General features: G+C 36.7%; 16 protein-coding genes, 1 other RNA gene and 1 pseudogene. 9 read left to right on the forward strand and 9 right to left on the reverse strand.

The window, feature by feature from the left end; all coding sequences use genetic code 11:
- Positions 1-3 precede the first annotated feature (3 nt).
- The gene (locus tag PLA12_01130; GenBank protein HOQ31094.1) at positions 4-1,317 is read right to left on the reverse strand and encodes a UDP-glucose/GDP-mannose dehydrogenase family protein; all 1,314 of its coding nucleotides are present in this window, start codon (positions 1,315-1,317) and stop codon (positions 4-6) included.
- A 163-nt stretch (positions 1,318-1,480) separates the two neighbouring features.
- Here PLA12_01130 and PLA12_01135 point away from each other — a divergent pair, with 163 nt between their 5' ends.
- The gene (locus tag PLA12_01135) at positions 1,481-3,673 is read left to right on the forward strand and encodes a glycosyl hydrolase family 65 protein (GenBank protein HOQ31095.1); all 2,193 of its coding nucleotides are present in this window, start codon (positions 1,481-1,483) and stop codon (positions 3,671-3,673) included.
- Positions 3,674-3,688: 15 nt separating this feature from the next.
- On the opposite strand, the gene PLA12_01140 is transcribed toward PLA12_01135, so the two are convergent.
- The 5 genes and pseudogenes from PLA12_01140 to rplM all read right to left on the reverse strand — a co-directional run bounded on the left by PLA12_01140 (position 3,689) and on the right by rplM (position 7,238).
- Positions 3,689-4,978 carry a PASTA domain-containing protein gene (locus tag PLA12_01140; GenBank protein ID HOQ31096.1) on the reverse strand — a complete coding sequence of 430 codons (1,290 nt, stop codon included), beginning with the start codon at positions 4,976-4,978 and terminating at the stop codon, positions 3,689-3,691.
- A 163-nt stretch (positions 4,979-5,141) separates the two neighbouring features.
- Positions 5,142-5,618: pseudogene (locus tag PLA12_01145) on the reverse strand (transposase).
- Between the two features lie 13 nt (positions 5,619-5,631).
- Positions 5,632-6,147 carry a transposase gene (locus PLA12_01150; protein ID HOQ31097.1) on the reverse strand — a complete coding sequence of 172 codons (516 nt, stop codon included), beginning with the start codon at positions 6,145-6,147 and terminating at the stop codon, positions 5,632-5,634.
- A 231-nt stretch (positions 6,148-6,378) separates the two neighbouring features.
- On the reverse strand, positions 6,379-6,780 hold the full coding sequence (gene rpsI, locus PLA12_01155; GenBank protein HOQ31098.1) for a 30S ribosomal protein S9: 402 nt from the start codon (positions 6,778-6,780) through the stop codon (positions 6,379-6,381).
- A 20-nt stretch (positions 6,781-6,800) separates the two neighbouring features.
- On the reverse strand, positions 6,801-7,238 hold the full coding sequence (gene rplM / locus PLA12_01160) for a 50S ribosomal protein L13 (GenBank protein HOQ31099.1): 438 nt from the start codon (positions 7,236-7,238) through the stop codon (positions 6,801-6,803).
- Between the two features lie 237 nt (positions 7,239-7,475).
- Here rplM and ssrS point away from each other — a divergent pair.
- The 7 genes from ssrS to PLA12_01195 all read left to right on the forward strand — a co-directional run bounded on the left by ssrS (position 7,476) and on the right by PLA12_01195 (position 14,668).
- Positions 7,476-7,679, forward strand: a non-coding RNA gene (gene ssrS, locus PLA12_01165) — 6S RNA.
- 190 nt (positions 7,680-7,869) lie between these two features.
- Positions 7,870-9,066 carry a pilus assembly protein PilM gene (gene pilM, locus PLA12_01170; GenBank protein ID HOQ31100.1) on the forward strand — a complete coding sequence of 399 codons (1,197 nt, stop codon included), beginning with the start codon at positions 7,870-7,872 and terminating at the stop codon, positions 9,064-9,066.
- A complete protein-coding gene (locus tag PLA12_01175; GenBank protein HOQ31101.1) occupies positions 9,063-9,794 on the forward strand; it encodes a hypothetical protein in 732 nt (243 codons plus the stop codon). The genes pilM and PLA12_01175 overlap by 4 nt, the downstream gene beginning before the upstream one ends.
- Entirely contained in the window at positions 9,787-10,374 is a 588-nt protein-coding gene (gene pilO, locus PLA12_01180; GenBank protein ID HOQ31102.1) for a type 4a pilus biogenesis protein PilO, read from the forward strand. Before PLA12_01175 ends, pilO begins: the two co-directional genes overlap by 8 nt.
- A 2-nt stretch (positions 10,375-10,376) precedes the next feature.
- Positions 10,377-10,961, forward strand: coding sequence for a hypothetical protein (locus PLA12_01185; GenBank protein ID HOQ31103.1), 585 nt, complete (start codon positions 10,377-10,379; stop codon positions 10,959-10,961).
- Between the two features lies 1 nt (position 10,962).
- A complete protein-coding gene (locus PLA12_01190; GenBank protein ID HOQ31104.1) occupies positions 10,963-13,620 on the forward strand; it encodes a secretin N-terminal domain-containing protein in 2,658 nt (885 codons plus the stop codon).
- 169 nt (positions 13,621-13,789) lie between these two features.
- Positions 13,790-14,668, forward strand: a complete 879-nt coding sequence (locus tag PLA12_01195) for a MaoC/PaaZ C-terminal domain-containing protein (protein HOQ31105.1) — start codon at positions 13,790-13,792, stop codon at positions 14,666-14,668.
- A gap of 671 nt (positions 14,669-15,339) precedes the next feature.
- On the opposite strand, the gene PLA12_01200 is transcribed toward PLA12_01195, so the two are convergent.
- The 3 genes from PLA12_01200 to acpP form a co-directional block, all read right to left on the reverse strand.
- On the reverse strand, positions 15,340-17,379 hold the full coding sequence (locus PLA12_01200) for a sodium-translocating pyrophosphatase (protein HOQ31106.1): 2,040 nt from the start codon (positions 17,377-17,379) through the stop codon (positions 15,340-15,342).
- A 96-nt stretch (positions 17,380-17,475) separates the two neighbouring features.
- Entirely contained in the window at positions 17,476-18,198 is a 723-nt protein-coding gene (rnc, locus tag PLA12_01205) for a ribonuclease III (GenBank protein HOQ31107.1), read from the reverse strand.
- Positions 18,199-18,340: 142 nt separating this feature from the next.
- Positions 18,341-18,583: an acyl carrier protein gene (gene acpP, locus PLA12_01210; GenBank protein ID HOQ31108.1), complete on the reverse strand. Its 243-nt coding sequence runs from the start codon at positions 18,581-18,583 to the stop codon at positions 18,341-18,343.
- 244 nt (positions 18,584-18,827) lie between these two features.
- On the opposite strand from acpP, the gene PLA12_01215 reads away from it, so the two are divergent.
- A complete protein-coding gene (locus PLA12_01215) occupies positions 18,828-20,078 on the forward strand; it encodes a Gfo/Idh/MocA family oxidoreductase (protein ID HOQ31109.1) in 1,251 nt (416 codons plus the stop codon).
- Positions 20,079-20,133 lie beyond the last annotated feature (55 nt).

The following is a 20,133-nucleotide window of genomic DNA, read 5'->3' on the forward strand; positions in this document are numbered from 1 at the left end:
TATTTATCCTACAGGAGGTCTACCAATACTGTAATAACGGAAGCCATAAGAAGCCATTGTTTTAGGTGTATAAAGGTTTCTTCCATCAAATATCACCTTTTCTTTCATTAATTGAGCCATGCGTTCATAATCTGGACGACGAAATTCATTCCATTCTGTCAGAACTAAAAGTCCTTCTGCCCCTTCTAAAGGAGGATATTGTTTTGGTGCGATTTCAATTTGAGTACCAAATCGTTCTCGTAGTTTAGGTCCTGCCAGAGGGTCAAAAACCCTCAATATTGCTTTTTTCTTTAGCAATTCCTCTATAATAAAAATCGAAGGGGCTTCCCGAATATCGTCAGTTCTTGCCTTAAATGAAGCCCCCCAAATTGCAAGTGTTTTTCCATTTAAATCCCCTTTATAATGTTCCAGTATCATAGATAAGAACTTTTCACACCGCTCTTTATTTACCTTCTGGATAGCATCAAAAAGATAGTAGGATATTCCTTTTTCTTTGGCAAATAGCATACATAAGTCCAAATCTCGGGGTAACCAAATGCCACCATAACCGATACCGGGGAATAAGAATGTTTGTCCTATACGGCTATCCGCCCCAACGGCTTCTCGGACTTCACTGATATTGGCTCCCCAAACTTCGCATAAATCCGCTATCTGATTAATAATAGATATTCGTCCAGCCAGCATCACTGCGGTTGCATATTTACTCAATTCCGCACTACGCAAACTCATTAATAACAATGGTCTACCCGTTCGCAAGAAAGGACTGTATATTTCTTTCATAATTTCCTGCACCCGAACATCCTCACATCCCACAACTACACGGTCAGGACGAAGAAAATCATCCACAGCCGTTCCTTGTTTTAAAAAGTCAGGATTAACCACAATATCAAATGGATGCGGTGTATTCTCCTTTAATGTTTCCTTAATTTTATCAGCTGTCCCGGGGGGTAAGGTCATCTTATTTACAATTATTCTATATCCTGTCATAACCCGTGCAACTATTTTTACTACATCTAAAACAGGTTTAATAATATCATCTACTGTCGAATATGAAAGCACAGGGTCCATACATAAAAATACAAGAAGACAGTTTTGAACGGCTTCCTGTAAAGAATCTGTGAAAAAAAGCCGTTCTTCTTCAATATTTCGCGAAACCAGTTCACTTAATCCCGGTTCATATATAGGGATTTCTCCTTGTTTTAGTAATGAAATCCTTTCTTTATCCCAATCAACACAGGTTACTATATGCCCACTTTCAGCAAAACAAGTACCTACAACCAAGCCTTGATAGCCCGTTCCTATTACTGTAATTTTCATATTTTATTATCCTGTATAGAATTTGCTATTGTTAACCCGTTACGAAATAAAACAAAATACGATTTTATTAATACAATATATCACATTCATATATTATCCCAAAATTTACCAAATATTGGCATTTGTCAACAACTTAAATTTAACTAAATAAAGGGTATAAATAATGGTAAAGAAACAATATATATTATTACCTATTGCTTTTCTCTCAATCCTTTTGAATTCATTTTCGGAAGATTACTTATTGCCTGAAAATTTCACCCGTTTTGAAATTCCAGACGATAAAGAAGTAGGAACAGTAATGACGGAATATTTATGGTATCACCTTTTTAAGAGACTTGGAAATGGACCTACTCTTTTTAATAAAGAATACTTACTCTGTGCAGATACATGGGTAAACGATTTTATAGAACCTCATAGGAATAAAACTATACAGGAGGTTCACAGAGAAGACCTTTTATCTATCCGAATAGATGATGAAGGCTACATTGACACACATCAGCATTTTTCCCATGCACATGATGCTGGTTGGCCCTTTCCCTTATGGACACAAACCTACGGGCAAAAGGATAAAGGAATAGGTTGGCACTTTCAACCTCTGGAACAGGTTCCGGGTTGGGTTGGTGATAATCTCCGACATGCTAAAAATGATTCTACCTGCGGTGAGAATGCCATTAAACAATGGGAACTCCAAAATTTAATCTCACATGGTATCATTGAGAATAAGTGGAAATTAGAAACTACGGGGGAGGGTCCTTCAATAATAACTTCTATTCCTAATCTTAATTTAAGTGCTAAAGACATACCTTTTTTCCAGTTACGATGGAAAAGAGAAATACAATCCCAAAGTCATTTACTCCCTTATATAGAATGGAAAAGGGTTGGGGATAGCGATTTTTCTCCTGAAAGAAGATTTTATTTTTATTATCAGAACACTGCACTATCCCCCCCTGACTGGTCACATTCTCATATACCTGTTTACAAGCATCCACTATGGAACGGAACTGTTGACCAGATACGCATTTGTTTAGCCCCAGAAAAATGTTCGGGTTTCTTTTTGATTGATTCTTTTTTCTCTTTGTTTGATACTCGCCAAACTATAAATAATCCTATTTACATTCTCGCATGTAAATACTATTTCAATTGGACAGGCGACATAGATTTTTTACGGCAGGTAATAAATAAGATGCGAATGGCACTTCAATATCAACGGAAAGAATTAGGTGGCGATACGAACCTTTGTATTGTCAACCCATGGGTAGGGCATGACGGTATCCCCGGCTACAAAATCACTGAAAAGGGGAAAGAATTTAATATTGGGCACGGGATTGGAAATAATTACTGGGATTTACTCCCTTTTGGCGGTTATGATTGTTATGCTACCAACCAGTATTATGCATCACTCCTTGCCATGGCAGAAATAGAAGAGGTTATTTTGAAACACCCGGAATGGAATATCCCTCGTGGTGCTCTTGCCATTGATCCCAAAGAACTTCAAGAACATGCTCAAAAAGTACGCGAAAAAGCACAATCCTTGTTCTGGGATACATATAAAAAACGGTTTGTTGCATGTATTGACCGTAATGGAGATAAACATGATTACGGTTTTACTTTCTTAAATCTCGACTGTATCTGGTATGGAACCGCTTCTAATGAACAAGCATCCGAAATCTTAAAATGGTTGAATGGAGAACGAATTATTGAATCGGACACTTCAAAAGGTGCGGATATTTATCACTGGCGTTTTGGTCCTCGTGCAACTACCTTACGAAATATTGATTGGTATGTCTTTTGTTGGACAGGACCTGAAAAAATCCCATGGGGCGGACAGGTCCAAGATGGCGGGGCTGTATTGGGTTTTTCATTCTACGATTTATGGGCAAGATTGCATGTTTTAGGTCCCGATAATGCATGGCAACGGCTCAAAGAAATTGTAGAATGGGAAAAAGAAGTTCGTAGTGCCGGTGGATACAGAAAATACTATGAAGAGGGAAAACAAGGAACAACTTTGCAAGGCTGTAATACACCGGGTGGACTGGGAATTGATTGCGAATTTTTTGAAAGCAGTCTTTTGCCCTCTATTTTTGTCTACGGTTTTATGGGGATTATTCTAAAAGCGGATAAACTTGAAATAAATCCTAAATTACCATCTCATATTAACAATCTTACTGTAAAAAATATAAAGTATAGAAATTGGGTTCTAAATATCACAGCCACTCATTCTGATTTAAATGTAGAAGTCGTAAGTCAAATACCCCAACTGCCAATTAAGATAAAATACATTCAAAAACCTTTATCTGGTGAAATGAAAGAAACAGAAAAATTAATTTCCGATGTAGGTGTTTATACATTCAATTAAAATTTCTTATAAATACTAGAAACAAAAACCATCTTCACTCATACCTGGACAAATGTAATAATGTCCAATGTTAAATATCTGGATTAATCGTAATAATTCTCCAAGGTCAATCTGCCAATCTTGTGGATTGTAATCGGACGCATGTGGACGACAGGTATGGTCTCCATCTAAACCCGGAGCATAACCATCTTCAGTCCCTTCTTCACAATGATAACCTCGTATATTGAAGAATTGAATAACTCGAAGAAGTTCGCTCAAATTAATCTTCCCATCGCCATCTATATCTGCTGAATGCTCTGTTATAACTTCACCTTCAATTATACCTTCGCCTTCTTCTATCCCTTCTGCAATACCTTCGCCTTCCATGGTTCCTTCATGTATCCCTTCTCCTTCGATTATTCCTTCTCCTTCTAAAATACCTTCGGGAACACCTTCGCCTTCCACAATCCCTTCTTCTATCCCTTCTCCTTCAATAATCCCTTCGCCTTCTAAAATACCTTCAGGGACACCTTCGCCTTCGGTTATTCCTTCAACACATGGACCACTTGACACATATATGGTAACCTCAGTACCTGTCATCACTTGTGTCCCTGCAGATGGTTCTTGCCCGAAAACGATACCTGCCTCTATCTCATCATTACATTCAACCACAATAGTAACAGTTAATTCACTTGCATTTATTAATACTTCCGCCTCTACCTGTGGTAATCCGATAGTATAAGGCACAGTGGTCATACAGGGTCCCTGAGAAACTGTAATATCCACAGAAGACCCTTCAGGGACTTGAGTTCCTGCTATTGGATTTTGTGCTAAAACAATCCCTTCATCATACAGATTGGAACACTGATAATTGACATTACCTATTAACAGATTTGCATTGGCAAGTATTACTTCTGCTTGCTCTATGGTAAACTCAACTACATTAGGAACATTTGTAGGACAAGGTCCTGATGAAACAGATATATCCACGGGATATGTTTCTGCAACAAGGTGGCTCTCTTCAGGAGTTTGAGCAAATACCACTCCTGCTGAGTATGCCGTATTACATTGGACTGATACAGTGCCTCTACTCAATCCTGCTTCTGTTAAGGCATTATTCGCTTCGGTTTGGGTTAAATCTATAAGTCGTGGAATATTAATAAATTGAATTAGTGGTGTATCTTTTAACTGGGGATAGCTCTGCGTCTTGGAGGGGAAATGCCATACATTATCGAAGTCCCATCCTGCATTTAGAAATGTGTCTATATTTAATAATTCCGTAGTTGTTTTTCCTGTTCCTCCAAAAGAAGTGAGACCTCTGAACAAATAGGATTTTTAGGTTTGGGATTAATCTACAAAATAATTATACCGTTTTTGGAATGGAAAAATCGCTTTGGGAAAGGAAAATATCTTTTCTATAACCAATAATTGAGTTTTTTCTTATTGATTTTTTGTCCTTTTTTCCTCTTTTTTATCTATTTTTATTCCTTTAGGCATACGCCTCCTGCAAACCCCGCTTTATCATCCCATACCACCGCTTCAAATTATACATCGCCATCAATAAAAAGTGATACGCCCCGTTTTTTTCTAAGCCCCGAAACCGACATCCCCGATACCCCATCCATCTCTTTAATATCGCAAAGGGCAATTCCACCACCCCACGCACCTTCGCTATCTCCTTATTTTCTTTCCTTATCGCTTCTGGTAGATCACCTTCTCCCCGCACCCGCCTCCGTATTACCCGATACTTTATACCCCGCTCCTTACACCACTCCTCCCGCTCCTTCGACATATAACCACTATCTCCATACAATTCCTCTACCTCTACCCCTTCCACCAATTCCTCCATTTTCTGACTATCATGCACCGATGCCGAACTCGTACTTATTCGCTTGACCAAGCCTTGCTTATCTGTTAATATGTGTAAATTATATCCATAATATATCTGTTCCCGTTTCTTCGTATATCCCGCTTCCTTATCATATTCCCGCTTCTCCTTCTACCTCCTTCTTCTTCGGCTTCGCGGTCGAGACTATCGTCGCATCTACGATCTTTATCTCTCCCCCTCGAACCATTAAACCTCGCTCCTCCATCTTCCTCCGAACCAATTCAAATACCCACTCCATTAACCCCTGGCTTATCATCTTATTCCGAAACTTACATAGCGTCGTCTCATCAGGTACTGCCCCTCCTACCCCTATCCCCAAAAAAGTTCGGTATATCGGTAGAGCCAAAATCAATTCCTCCGTCTGCGGGTCCGATAATCCATACCACGACTGTAAAAACAAACTACCTACTAATACTCGACACGGATACGAGGGACGCCCTTGTTCTCCCCGGTTCGGCTTATACACCCCTACCTCGATACACTTCCGCTCTATCTCTTCCCAGGGAACCAATTTCCCCATCTGCTCTAAAAATTGCCCCATTCGAGTTGACCTCTGTAAGGATAACTCATACTCCGCAAAACTCATCTGTGGCTCTTGTCCTTGCATGGGATATTCTCCTCTTATTAAATTTCATTATCTCGCTATTCCTTACCGATATTATTAATACCACTCCCGCTCTCTTTCGTTTCATTTTCCCTCGAAACTCCCTCTGTATTACAATAATTAAAAAATTAAACCTTTATTCAGAGATCTCAAATAAAACATTAACAAACAAAATAAAAAAGGGCGAAAGTTTTCATTTCGCCCTTTTTGAAAAGATAAAAAATAATTGGAATATTAGCGTTTTGAAAATTGGAAACGTTTTCGGGCACCCGGTTTCCCGTATTTTTTCCGTTCGACTTCTCTCGGGTCACGGGTTAATAAGCCATAATTCCTTAGCGTTGTACGTAAATTTTCGTTTGCCTCTAATAAAGCACGCGCAATACCATGTCGTAATGCTCCTGCCTGACCTGCTAATCCGCCACCATCACAAAGAGCACGAATATCATACATCCCTTCCGTACCTGTAACTACGAGGGCTCGTTTTGCAATACGAACTAAAACTTCTCGTGCTAAATATTGTTCTACCGGTTTTCCGTTTACAGTAAATTTTCCACTACCGGGTTTGATACGAACACGGGCAACTGCGCGTTTTCTTCTACCTGTCGTTACAATTTCTTTTGTATTTGGGTCTATCACGGTTCTGTTATCCTCCTGTCTTAATCTTTAATTTCCCAGATTTCCGGGTTTTGTGCATGATGTTTATGTTCATTACCAGCGTAAACTTTTAAGTGCTTTACAATTTTCCTTCCTAAACGGTTATGGGGAAGCATTCCCCAAACAGCCAATTCCATAGCACGCGTGGGATGTTTTGCTATGATTTGCTCGTAGGTAAATTCCCTTAATCCACCTTTATAACCTGAGTGCCTGTAATACTTCTTTTGCTCTGTTTTATTTCCCGTAAGAATTGCCTTTTCGGCATTGATAATAATTACATGGTCACCACAATCCATAAAGGGGGTAAAAATGGATTTATGCTTGCCCCGCAATATTTTTGCAGCCTCTGCGGCTACTCTACCTAATACTTTACCTTCAGCATCAATTAAATACCATTTCTTTTCGATTTCATTTATTTTCGGTATAAATGTTTTCACCAATGTTCTCCTCTTAATAAAAAGAAAATAGACATACTTATTAATTTGTAAAACTATTGGAAATGTAACGGGAATAAAAGTATATCAAAAATATCTTTCAATTATCAACTTGTTTAATTCAATAATTTTATTACACAAACTCAATAAGATTATGAAAAATATATAATTTCATGTTATTATATAAACATTATTAATTTAATGTAAGTTAATAATTGATAAAATATACTCGAAAAAGTTTTCATATTCCTGCGGTGCTCGAGATGGACTGCGAAACGTGGTTCCTTAAAACTAATTTTAGGGAGTTCAAAGCCGAGAGCAAAATTCGAGTAGTCTACGACAGGCCTTCATAGTAAAGGAAGTCGGATGGCTATCGTGAGAACACCCACTTATAAAAATTAGGTTCACAACGTTTCCAAAAAGTCCGACGACACACGCGGGATTTTTTTACAAAAAAAATTAAAAAATTTTTGAAGTTTATTCTTGACAAATGATTTTCAATATGATATTATTAATAACAATAAATGAATTAGTAAATTATTAGTCTTATAAAAAAGACTGATTTGACATAATGAAATATAATAAATATAATGATTGACATTATTAAACATAATGATAAAAAATAAGGACAAAAAAGGTGCTATCATTTTCAAGACCTAAAAAAGTAATAGGCATAGACCTGGGAGCCCACTCTGTTAAAACATTACAAATATCTAAACAAGGAAGAAAAATATATATAGAAGAAGCAGGTTATGCAGAAATAGATAATGAATTGGCTGTCGCAGATCCAATCAAAGCAAATACAGATGCTTTACTTGTAGCACTTACAGGATTAACTCCTAAACAAAGTTATATTGTTTCTGCATTGCCCGGAAATACTGCCGTTGTTCGTTATCCTAAAATTACATTGAAACAAAATGAGACCATAGCAAGTGCTGTCCAGAGGGAATCTTCTCAACATATTCCATTCGATTTGAACGAAGTACTTCTATCCTGGGATGTAATAGCACAAGAATCAGAAGAATCCAAAGTGCAGATACTTCTTGTAGCAGCAAAGAATGATGCTATAAATAGTCGCCTTCGCATCTTTCAGGCATGTGATATTGCCTGTTCTGTATTCGATATTGATTCCATTGCGGTATATAATGCAATAGAACGGTGTCACTTATTACATCCGGAGGAAAGCATTGCTATATTTGATATTGGTTATTCTTCTTCAAGTATCCATTTTGTGTGTAATATGAAATCTGTATTCATTCGTGACTTAATGTGGGGGGCAAAAGATATTCTTGATGCTATTGTAAAAGAAAGAAAATGCGATTATAAACAAGCAGAAAAAGAGTTAATATCCGCAAGCAAAGAAACTAAAACTGACCATCCTGAAGCAGTTGAAATTGCCACACCCGAGATAGCAGAAGCAGAAGAGGCAATTATAGCAGAACCTGTTTCTCCTCTTGCACCCTTAGACGAAGAATTTGATATAGATAGACCTCCTGTGGAAGTTGTAAGTTTTACACCCAAAAGCATTCGTGAAATTATGGTATCACCCATGAATCGAATGGTAAGCGAGGTGCGACGGTCTTTTGACTTCTATGAACACCAACTTTATGAGAAACCCGTGCAAAGGATTATTCTTTGCGGGGGTATATCTTGTTATCCTTTAATAGGCGAAACATTGGTGGAAGAATTTAATGTAGATACAGTTGAAGTTGCGGATTTAATGTCTCAGGAAGTTTTACTCTCTAATTCAAAATCATTAGAAATTTTTAAAGAACATTCAGCAAAATTTACTGTTGCCTTTGGCTTAGCAGCACGAGGATTATCCGAAATATGATAAGAATTAATTTACTACCCGAACAATTTAGACCTGTAAAGAAATCCATACTACCATACTTCTTAGCAATGGTGGTATTTGTTTTAGGTCTTCTTTCTATCGTTTTTTTCTACTTATCACTACATCAAAAATCTATTCAACTTGTGACACAAAAGAGTAACCTTCAAAAAGAATATGATTCTCCTACGGAATTAAAAAACGAAGATGGAGAATTTATAACCCTTTCAGGTGTTGTAAATGAGTACCGGAAGTTAGATAAGAAAAAACAGGATTTAGAAAAAAGGGTAGCTGTTATTCAGGAAATTTTGAGTGACCGTATCATCTGGTCTGAAAATCTTTTCTTACTTGCTAATCTGACACCGGAAAATGTTTGGTATGATAGAATTCGTGTTACCTGGCAGACATTCCGAGAAAAGGTTATTAAAATAGACCAAAAAACAGGGAAACCTGTAATTGACCCCAAAACAAAAGAACCCCAATTTGAACAAAAAAGTGTAAAGAAGCCTATTCTTGAAATTACTGGTTATGTAATTAGTGGAGAACAGGGGGAACGGCAAATATCACCTCTTATTGAGAATACAACAGACCCTGAAAAAGCCTCCTATTTTGTGAAGCAGTTTACTTTATTGAGACCCAAGATTGAAGATACAGAGTTTAATGGTTTTTCTGTTCGTAAATTCACATTAGAATATTTAATTGAAGCCAAACCGGGAGTTAAAAATGATTGATTTATTTCGTGGCAAAATAACAATTAAAGATTGGGCAGTCTTTGGTTTAGTTGTGGCCGTTGTTGTTGGATTATTTATTGTTGCTTATCTGTTACTTTTTATTCCTCAACAAAATAAGATTGCACAAATACAAAATGATATTAAAGATTTGCAAAAAAAGATTTCGGATGCGAAAAAAACTGTAGAAAACTATGACAAGTTACAAAATCAAGCAAAGAAAATGGACAATCTGGTGAAAATGTTCAATGAACGATTGCCTGAGAAAAGAGAAGTTCCGAAACTTATGAAACAATTTGAAAGTATGGGCGATAGTCTTGGATTAAAGACCCAACTCACTCCTCTACCAACTACTGTGGATTCATCAAAAGAGGTCATCCCTTATCAGGTTGTGGCGAAAGGCTCTTTTCACCAAATTGTTGCTTTCATTAATCTATTGGAAAAAGACCAGCGTTATTTAAAAATTTCTGACCTTGATATTGGCCCTGAAAAAGCAGGGATTTGTGAAGCAAAATTTGTTCTTAGTACATTCCGATTCGTTGAACAAGAAGATACTGGAACCCAACAACAGAAGAAGTCATAACTATGGATAACAGAAGACAAATAATCATAGCAGGTGCGTTACTCGTTATACTTATCGGTGTTCTTTTTTATCAATTTGTTTTGGCAAAACCAAAACCACCATCATCTCCATCAACGACCAATACCCAAGCTCCGGCTCCAACGCCTGCAAAATCACCCACACCTACCCCCTCAACACCTGTCTCTGCCGGAGGTACATCCATTGCACCGACAATTGATACTTTAGAACAAAATGTTGATGAGATCATTGAAAACTTATTAACTGCCATTCAAATAGTTCAGTTTAACTATCAAGAAATAGTCCCCCCTCGAAATCCAATGACACCACTGGTTGGTGTAATACAGACAACAATGTTTGAAGCAGAGACTCCTGTTCCAAGCACAGAAGTAACCCCGGGACAGGTTTTGAGTAAAAAGATTTCGGCAATAATCTGGGATGAATATCAACCTTTAGCCATAATTGATAATAAACTTGTGGCAGAAGGACATACCTTTCCAGACCGTATACAAGTATTTAAGATTGAACCATCAAGAATCGTATTTAAACTCGAAGATACAATTTTCCCGGTAAGATTAAAGGAGCAATAAAATGCAAAAAAGGAAAAATATCTGTTCCACTTTACATCAAACTGTTATAACAGCACCATGTAAAAAGGGGTATTTTGTTTCTGGTTTTCTGCTGTTTTTCTCTATACTTTTTATTGTTTGTTCATCATCTTTTGCTATTGATGATGCAACAAATTCTATATGGAAACAGCAGGAAAAAACATGGACTTTCCAAATTAAAAATGATTCCAATATGTCCTATCTCATATCGGAAAACAAAGAAAAGAATGAAATTAAACTTACATTAGGATGTTCTGAAGGTACTTCTCTCCCTACAGAACAGATATTACAAGATAGACCTGACTTTATAAATATTGCTTGTTCAAAATCCGATAAATCTGAAGTAGAATACACCTTTTCCATCGCTTCCGATTACTCATATAATGTGCAAAAAGGGGACACAGGATTATTTATCATCTTCAACCCCGTAAAAAATTATACTTCTGAAATTGACAAAGTCGCTTTGGATATACAATCCCTCATAAATAATCCTCATAAAACCGAAACCTCTAATATTGATGAAAAAATCAACTCTTTAGATAACTCTATTTCTAAACTTAGAGTAGAAAATGAACTCAAATTAGCCAAACAAATAACACCTGAATTTGTAATACAAGAACCAAAACAAGTTTTTGCTCAGGATACAACAGGAGCCCAGTCCCTTTCTGTGGGAAATGTTGGGAATCCGGAACGAAAAATTGAAATCCGTGAAGCAGAACCTGTAGAACCTCCTTCCCCACCCTCTCCACCTGTTGTAGAAAACACAAATACGCAATCTCAATCTGAAACTCCACAGACCCCTTCTGAACCACCTAAAGAACAACAAACCGAACAACCTCAAGCACCTCAAGGAACCCCTGCAGAAGAAGGGGCACAACCCCCTATGCCTCGCGAAACTACACCGGAACAAGCGGTAGATGCTACCGCGGAAATAACCAGGGAATTAAGAGAACTTCAATCCACAAATGAAGGAACAGATAAACAATTAGTTCCTATAACTCCTGAAGAACCGAAATCTACAGGAAAACCAGCAGAAGCAGAAAAGCCAAAACAAGAAGCTCCTGAAGAAATAAAAATAAAACCTTCGCCTAAAGGTTTAGATACAATTATTGATTTTGAATGTGAACAGATGCCATTAGCCAAAGTAGTTCCTTTATTAGCCTATAAAGCAGGTATAAATGTAATTGCGGGAGCAGATCTCAAAGGCAATGTTACCATGAGTTTGAAACAGGTAACTCTTAGAAGAGCCATTGAAGCTGCGCTACGAATGAATGGACTTGGAATTATACAAGAAGAAAATATCTATAGAATTGTTCCCTATGAAGAGGCGTTATCCAGTGATAGAAGCACTATTGTTGTCCGTCTTGAAAATGCAAAAGCAACTGAAGTAAGAAAAGTCCTTGAAGAAATCTCCAAGGGTACTAAAGGTCGTGAATTTATTACCCTTAGTGCCAATGATACAACAAATGTTGTGATTGTCTCTGGACCTGAAGAAAGTATTCAGGGATTGGCACAAATGGCGAGAGAATTGGATATAGCCAAACCTGTTATTCCAACAATTACGACAACAATCAAATTAAACTATGCAGAGCCGGAAGATTTGGCAAAATCTATCCAAAAAATTCTTACACCCAAAACAGGAAATGTATCTGCCGATGCTCGTGCAAGAAATATTATCGTAACGGATATTCCGGTTGTAGTTGAACAGGTAAAAGAAATCGTGCAAACCCTTGATGTCCCTGTTAAACAAGTCCTCATTGATACAATGGTTGTAGATGCCACATTAGGAGATGAATCTCAAACCGGTATTGACTGGTTATTAAAATCTGTTCACAGTCAGAGTTGGAGAGATTTTGTAATGTATGGGCCGGAAGGTAGAAAAATTGGAAATATTCAACAACTTGATTTAGGTGGAGCATCTAAAACAGGTGATACTATAGGTAGTCTTACATTTAACATTCTTACAAATGAAATTGATTGGAAGGGTGTTATTAAAGCCCAGATTCAAAATCGGAACGGACATCTTATTTCTAATCCTGTAGTAGCCACCATTGAAAACAAACCTGCCACAATAACAATCTCTCAAGAAATACCTTACATAGACCTTTCTCAAACAAGTCAAGGAGGTGCTTTAACAAACACCCGATTTAAGCAAATAGGTACAGTTCTCGAAGTAACTCCGCGTGTTACTCATGATAATCATGTTATCATTGATATAAAAGGAAAAGAAAGTACTGTGGTAGGTGAATTTAATGGCGTTCCTATTGAAGATATGAGACAGGTTACAAGCACACTTCATATTAACAGTGGTCAGACCATCTTTGTAGGTGGTTTAAGAAAACGGAACGATAGCGTAACCGCCCAAAAATTGCCGATATTAGGCGATATTCCAGTGTTGAATGTTGTTTTCAGGTCTAATCAACGGAAAGCCCAAATTAACGAACTGTTAATCTTCCTTACCTGCTCTGTATTAGAACAGGAATTACCGGAACTTACGGATGAACAGAAAAAAGCTTATGACGACGCCAAGCAGGCACCTATGGATGCCAACCTTGGGAAATACATGGGACATGATGTTCTCCATCCCAAAGAAATGGCTACTCCTCCCTATAAATGGAAACGAGTCAAAAAAGACCAATAATTATTCTTGATACTCTCTTATTAAACGACATATTCATATTTTCTTAATCAAATTTATTTAAACCTCTCCATATAAATCAAAAATCTAAAATTGCAAAAACAAACAAATATATTATATAATTTATTGATTTTATAGTTTATGAATTAAATATATAAGGATTTTGTATTCAATGGAAACTATTAATTTATATAATTTTAATTCAACCATAAAAATGTTATCATTGATGCGAAAAAAGTCAGATTTGAAAAATCTGCTTTCTCCTCCCCCCATTCGTATTTATGCAAATCATTTAAATGTCCCTCCAAAAATATTTGATAAATATTTAAGATTATTCGATTTGCCCTCTTCTGATTTTTTACCTATATCGTATCCTTTTATTTTAACAATGCCCATGCAAATACAATTATTTGCTCATCCTTCAATACTTATAAATCCTTTGGGTTTCTTGCATGTAAGCAATAATATGACATTGTATAAACCTATTCCTAAAGACGAAAAGATGGAAGCCTATTGTCATATAGATTTAACTCGATTAGTAAAGAAAGGACTTGAAATAACTGTAAAAATCCTAATAAATTCTAATTCCGAACCAATATGGGAATGTCATAGCACCTATCTTAAATTCTCAAAAAAGTATAGAGACGAGGAAGGAAATGGGAAAAAACAATTTTCTTTTGAATCGTATGATAAATATGATGAAGAACACCATTGGTATGTATCAAGAAAAGATGCTTTTTCCTATGCTCGGGTTTCTGGCGATTATAACTTAATACATCTTTCGTCGATATTTGCCCGTATAGCAGGTCTTCCTAAACCTATTATTCATGGTATGTGGTCTATTGGGAAATGTTTACATTATTTAAGTATTGATAGCTCAAATACTTTATATTTTTATCATGTATTTAAAGGACCTATCCCCTTAAATTCTTCCTGCAAACTTTGTATAAAGAATACACAAAACGATGCTAAACGCTTTGATTTATTTGTAGAGAATAATCCTCGTCCCTGCATACAAGGAATTATATCCGCATCTCCTATTGAATTGTAAAGAGAACCTCTGAATAGTTTATTTGGGCAACTATAGCACATAGGTAAAACATATTGTTTTTTATCTATGAAGAAAACCCAAAATAGGGATGAAGAAAAAAGAAAATATCTTACAAGTTGACATACACTACTATTATTTTTTGTAGACTGAATTTAATTTAGTTAAAAAATTATAATCACGAATCCCATTAATAGACACGAATAGAAAAAACCCATCATGCATTATTTTAATCAAACAATGTAGATAAAGCGTCCTCGCTTTTGATATTTTTAATTGGATAAGTTTTTTACCACAAAGAACACATAGGCTTTGACAGGGTTCACAATGTAGGGGCGAAACATGTTTCGCTCTTACATATTTTTTATATCACCTCCTCTGTGTCCTTTGTGTAAAATTTCCTTTGTGTCCTCTGTGCTAGATTCTTTTTACCACAAAAAGTGCAAAGACTTTTCTCAAAGTTTACAAAGTGAAAAGAACCTAAAGAAAAAGGCTTCAAATACAATTTTCTTGCTCTTTTATTCCGATAAGAGGATTGCGTACTGTACCTTTATAATTGAGAAGAAAGTATAAATCTGTTAATTTATGTCCTATTGATTACCAACTAAAAAATAAGGCACAGGGAAAATTATCCTGTGCCTTATTTATTATTTAATATACAAAAATTATTTAATTTATACAAATAATGGGGCTAATACTAAAGCAATTACGCACATTAACTTGATTAAAATATTAATAGAAGGTCCGGCTGTATCTTTTAACGGATCACCGACAGTATCACCGACAACCGCTGCCTTATGTGCTTCGGAACCTTTTCCTCCGAAATGACCTTCTTCAATATATTTCTTGGCATTATCCATAGCACCACCACTATTTGCCATCTGAATACCAAGCATAACCCCTGTTGTAATTGCACCAACAAGGAATCCTGCCAAAGCTGGGGCACCTAAACCAAAACCGATAACTACGGGGATTACAATTGCTAAGACACCCGGCACCATCATTCCTTTAATAGCAGACTGAGTGGCAATATCCACGCACTTTTTGCTATCCGGCATAACATCTTCTTTTCCTTCTTTAAGTCCGGGAATTTCCTTAAACTGTCTTCTTACTTCTGCGATAATGGAATATGCGTTTTTACTCACAGCACTAAATAACATGGAACAGAAAACAAAAGGAACCATTCCGCCTATTAAACAACCCGCAAGTATTTTGGGGTCAATTAAAGAAACCTTTGAAGGGTCTAATTTTGCTGATAACATAAAGGCACTTAACAAACCGATTGCTGCATACGCTGCACTACCAATAGCAAAACCTTTTCCGATAGCGGCTGTTGTATTTCCTACAGCATCTAAATTATCTGTGATTTTCCGAACACTGGGGTCAAGACCGGACATTTCAGCAATACCACCTGCATTGTCGGCAATGGGTCCATAAGCATCTACAGATAATACCATTCCTGTAGTTGCAAGCATACCTAAAGAAGCAAGAGCCACACCATACATTCCACCTACTTTATATGCAAGGATAACAGATAAAGCAAGAACAATGACAGGAATACCCGTGCTAAACATTCCGACAGATGTGCCACCTACAACAGCAACAGCAGGTCCAGATTGTGCTTCTTCCGCCAATTTTTGCACAGGCTTATATTTTCCAGAGGTAAAGTATTCGCTGGTAAAACCAACTATAATCCCGGAAACGATTCCATAGATGCAAGCCATAGGAGGTCCCCACCAACTATACTCGGTTCCATCTAAATTAAATGTTCCACCTTTTAAATACCCATAACCCAACACACCTAAAATAGTTAAAACAGCACTTACATAAGTTCCCCACATCAAGGCACTCTGGGGGTCACTTTTAGTAAATGTTTTAACATAGAATACACCAATAATTGAAGCGATAATACCAATAGCGGCAACATAGAAGGGGAATGAAATTACATAAGAACTACCCGTTATCATTCCAGCTACAGCAAGACTTGCAATAATTGATTCTACATAAGACTCTAATAAATCAGCACCTAACCCAGCCACATCACCCACATTATCACCTACATTGTCTGCAATCACAGCAGGATTTCTTGGGTCATCTTCAGGAATTCCTGCTTCTACTTTTCCGACAAGGTCTGCTCCCATATCAGCACCTTTTGTATAAATTCCACCACCAGACCGTGCAAATAAAGCTACTAAAGAAGCACCCATTGCATATCCATTCACTATCTGGGCTTCTCCGTTAAAAATCTTATAAACAATAACTAACAATAATGTTGCAATCCCGACAACGCCCAATCCCATCACAGAACCGCCACTTACAGCAATGTCAATGGCTGCTTTTACTCCACCTGAGCGAGCGGCTTCTGTGGTTCTTGCATTGGAACGCGTGGCAATAAACATACCCAAGAAACCTGCCATGGCGCTGGCAACAGCCCCTAAAATGAAAGCGATAGAAGTTTTCCAGCCTAAGGGCAAATCAGGACGCATTCCACCTACGATGGCAATAAGCACTGCAATAATAAGTACGGTAGCCATTACATAGCGGTATTCTCGCAAAAGGAAGGCTAATGCCCCTTCTTGAATGGCTTTAGAAATCCGTGTCATCTTCTCATTGCCTTGAGATTTTGACAAAACATACTGAATCATGTAGGCAACAACCAATAAAGCAAGGATAGAGGCTGCGCCTGTAACTTTTAAATAACCTAATCCTGTCATAACATTTACTCCTTTCGTTTAGTTAAATTTTATTGTTTTAACCGTATTCACATTTATTTATTTTACTTGCTCACAAACCTTGATATTATCTCATACTTATGATATATTTTGAAGGATGGATAATGCCTTTTGAGCAGCAATCTGGGATGCACTTTTCTTGGTTTTACCCTCCCCTGAAGAAATAAATTTATCCTCTATAAAAATTCCTATCTGAAATTTCTTTTGATGGTCAGGACCTTCTTCTTTTATTACTCGATATTCCGGTAAGGGCCTCTGATTTTTTTGACACCATTCTTGCAATTCAGATTTAGAATCTTTACGGACAGGTAAATGGGAAATTTGTTCCAGGTATTTTTCAAAAATTTTGTAGATAAATTTCTTTGTTGAGTTCCATCCTTTGTCTAAATAAAAAGCTCCGATAAATGCCTCCATTGCATCTTCAAGAATAGAATCTTTATTTCTTCCCCCTGCATTCTCCTCTCCTTTACTCATAAGAATAATATCCGGTAGATTTATATTTTTTGCCACCTGACTTAGTGATTGTGACCTAACGATAGAAGAACGCATTAAGGTTGATTCTCCCGGAGATAATCCCGGATTGGTATTATAAATATATTCAGCAATAGCCAGTCCTAAAACCGCATCGCCTAAAAATTCCAAAGATTCATACATACAACGATGTGTTTTTGTTTTTTTACTATATAATGAAGTATGTGTCATTGCCATCTTAAATAAATTAATATTTTTGGGCTTAAATCTTAATCTTCTCGCCCAAGATAAAAATAAGATTTCCCACTTACCCTCTATATTTATCTCCATAAGATTAAATTCATTTTAACGATAATACAAAGTTACTATATTTTATCAAATTGATTTCCTAATATCCAATTTAAAACCTATGCGAAAAAAAATCCCTGCAAATAAAATTTATTTACAGGGATTATAAATATTCTTTGTTTATTTATTTTACCCGGGATAACACATATTTAATGGCGTCACCCACAGTAATAATTTGATTGGCATCATCATCTAACTGGATATTAAATTCCTCTTCAAGAGTCATTAATAATTCCGTTAAATCCAAGGAGTCTGCCCCTAAATCTTCTATAAAACGCGCCTCATCCGTAACCTCGTCTATGGAACGACTTAAACGGTTGGCGATAACTTCCTTAATTTTACTGACTAAAGCATCGGTATCTGTCATTTTTTCACCTCCTTTCGAAAATATAAAATTATTTCCCACTTTTGTTACATCATTTTACCAAGATAGGTTGTTTAATGTCAAACATTTTACATTCTAACAATTAATATACATACAGATATATGTTGGATATTTATTTTTACAAAAAAGTTTCAAAATATTGTTTTTTGCATACATTTATTTTATATTGTATGATTATTATGAACTTTACAAAAGCAACTTAAAACAAATTAGAAAGGAGAAAGATATGGCTAATTTTCGTTTAGGGTTTATCGGTGCTGGATTTATTGCCCGTTTTCAGACAAAAGCATTACAAGGTGTCCGTGGGGTAGAACTTGCAGGTGTTTATGCTCTAAAAGGGGTAGGTGAACTTTCCTCTTTATCGAAACGATTAGGCGTTGGAGATTGTAAGGTTTATAAAAATATTAAAGACCTTTGTGAAAATGTAGATGCGGTTGCTATATTTGCTCCGAATTTCGCACGATTAGAGATTATGCAAAAAATTGCGGATGCAGTTAAGGGAGGGGCAAAAATTAAGGGGATTATTTGTGAAAAACCTTTGGGAAGAACCGTAAAAGAAGCCATGGAATTGGTAAGCATAGCAAAATCAACAAAATTACCTACAGCCTATTTTGAAAATCAACTTCACATGAAAGCTATCCGCAGTCAGAAATCGCAATTAGCATCTGTTGAAGAAGTTATGGGACCCATAGCGTTGGCTCGTTCCTCCGAAGAGCATTCCGGTCCTCATGAAGGCTGGTTCTGGGACCCAACAAGACAGGGAGGAGGAGTTCTCTGCGATATGGGTTGTCACAGCATTGCCTGTTGCTGGTATGTATTAACTCCCCAGGGGAAACCTGTAAATTATTTGAAACCTATCAGCGTATCTGCAGAGGTAGGACTACTAAAATGGGGATTGCCTCGATGGAGAAAAGAATTGTTAAAGAAAACAGGAGTAGATTATAGCAAAACACCCGGTGAAGACTTTGCTACAGGGATAGTAACTTTCCAAAATCCTAAAACAGGACAAATTGTAAAAGGGCAATTTACAAATTCCTGGATGTATGATAAACAAGGGCTGCGATTGATGATGGATGGTTTAGGTCCCGGATATGCATTTGAGTTTAACTCCCAGATGTCTTCGCTACAAGTTTTCATTGGAGATTCTGCTGCAGAAGCAGTTGCCGATGCGGAATCAGCGTTAGAAAAATCAACAGCAAGTCGTGGATTATTGATTGTAGAACCCAATGAACCTGATTTATATGGGTATGTAGATGAAATTTGCGATGCTATAAATTCCTTCCAAAAGGGGAAAGATGCTTTTCTAAACTTTGAATACGGATTGGAAATAACCAAATTATGTCAAGCCGCTTATATGTCCGCAGAACAAAAACGGGTAATTGACTTAACAGATAAAAATACCCAGAAAGAATTAGAAAATTATGTTTCATTAATAGCACAAGGTAAAGGTAGAGAAGTTTTACAAATAATAGAATGAAATACAAAATGATATAAAAAAAACAATAAATCGGAGTTTTCAACTCCGATTTATT

The sequence above is a fragment of the Candidatus Hydrogenedens sp. genome (assembly GCA_035378955.1).
Classification (GTDB): Bacteria; Hydrogenedentota; Hydrogenedentia; order Hydrogenedentales; family Hydrogenedentaceae; genus Hydrogenedens.